The sequence below is a fragment of the Mesorhizobium sp. genome, assembly GCF_005063415.1.
GTDB lineage: Bacteria > Pseudomonadota > Alphaproteobacteria > Rhizobiales > Rhizobiaceae > Mesorhizobium.
The window spans coordinates 24,822-26,591 of the sequence record NZ_SUEG01000077.1; the positions used below are offsets into that span (position 1 = coordinate 24,822).

Annotated in this window: 2 protein-coding genes; both read left to right on the forward strand. The window is 64.7% G+C overall.

The window, feature by feature from the left end:
- Nucleotides 1–616, forward strand: a 616-nt coding sequence (locus E5W70_RS19850) for an ABC transporter substrate-binding protein (RefSeq protein ID WP_292661237.1), incomplete at its 5' end; no start/stop codon positions are given.
- 280 nt (nt 617–896) lie between these two features.
- On the forward strand, nt 897–1,770 hold an 874-nt coding region (locus E5W70_RS19855; RefSeq protein ID WP_292661240.1), incomplete at its 3' end, for an ABC transporter permease.

A 1,770-nucleotide genomic window follows, 5' to 3' on the forward strand; every position in this document is an offset into this window, starting at 1 on the left:
GGTGCCGAAAAACGACCCGCAATTCTACGCCGCCGACGTGCCGACCTATGCCTTCGACGTCGCCAAGGCCAATGCCTTGCTTGACGAGGCAGGCTACAGCCGAGGCGATGACGGCAAGCGCTTTTCGCTGAAACTGCTACCAGCGCCCTATTTCAACGAGACCAAGCAGTTCGGCGACTATCTGCGCCAGGCGCTCGCCGCTATCGGCATCGACGCCCAGCTGGTCAACAACGACTCTGCCGCGCACATCAAGGCTGTTTACACCGACCACGCCTTCGACCTTGCGGTCGGGCCGCCGGTGTTCCGCGGCGATCCGGCGATCTCGACCACCATCCTGGTGCAGAGCGGCATTCCCGACGGCGTGCCCTTCTCCAACCAGGGTGGCTACAAGAACGCCGATCTCGACGCCCTGATCGCCAAGGCATCGGAGACGCTCGACACCGCCGCCCGCACCGAACTCTACAAGGAGTTCCAGAGGAAAGTTGCTGCCGACCTGCCGCTGATCAACGTCGCAGAATGGAGTTTCATCAGCGTCGCCAGCGACACGGTCAAGAACATCGCCAACAACCCGCGCTGGGCGGTATCGAACTGGGCGGACACTTGGCTGGAGGGGTAAAGAGGTCTCTCCAGACTTGCGCGCCGCATGTGTGGGTGCTGAGCTTCAGCGATGAGAGCTTCTTCGCGCCCCCCTCTGTCCTGCCCTCTTTGCCACCACTTGGCATCTCCCCCACGAGGGGGGAGATCGGCTGTCATTTCGCCAATCTCCAGCGTTGCAAGACGGCCGGCAACGCCGAAGCTGCCAATCTCCCCCCTTGTGAGGGAGATGTCCGGCAGGACAGAGGGGGGCGCCGTAGAGCGCGCCGCCGAAGACTCGGCTCTCCTATCGGCATTGCGCCATGAGCCGCGCCGTCACCCTCCTTCGCCGCCGTCTCGTCGGCAGCATCTTCGTGCTGCTGATTGTCGTCATCGGCACCTTCCTGTTGCTCGAAGCCGCTCCCGGCGACGCGGTCGATGCCTACATCGTCTCGACCGGCGGTGATGCCGGCATGATCGAGCTGTTGCGTCACCGTTGGGGTCTCGACCAGTCGGAGGTGACGCGGCTCGCCAATTATCTTTGGGCGCTGCTGCATCTCGATCTCGGCCAATCGGTCACCTTTTCGCGGCCGATCCGCGATGTCATCCTCGAGCGACTGCCCAACACGCTGCTGCTGACGGGCAGCGCCACTGCGCTCTCCTTCGGTCTCGGTTCGGCGCTCGGCATCTATGCCGGCGCCAGACCCGGCAGCTTCCGCGATCGCTTCCTGTCCATCGGTTCGCTGGCGCTCTATGCCGTGCCGGGCTTCTGGCTCGGGCTTGTGCTGATCATTGTCTTCGCCGTCGACCTGCGCTGGTTTCCGATCGGCGGCATCGAGAGTATCGCCTCGGCCAGGACCGGCCTCGATCGCGCCGCCGATATCGCCCGCCATCTCGTCCTGCCGGTTTCGGCGCTCGGCTTCATCTATCTCGCGCTCTATCTGCGCATGATGCGCGCCGGCATGGCCGAGGTGTGGCGACAGGACTTTGTGCTGGCCGCCCGTGCCAGGGGACTTTCCCGCCGCCGCATCGTGCTCGCTCACGTCGCCCGCAACGCGCTGTTGCCGCTGGTCACCATGCTCGGCCTGCAGTCCGCGCAAATGCTGGGAGGCAGCGTCGTCATCGAAAGCGTCTTTTCCGTGCCAGGCCTTGGCCGGCTGGCGCAGGAAGCGGTGGCGGCACGCGACACGCCGTTGC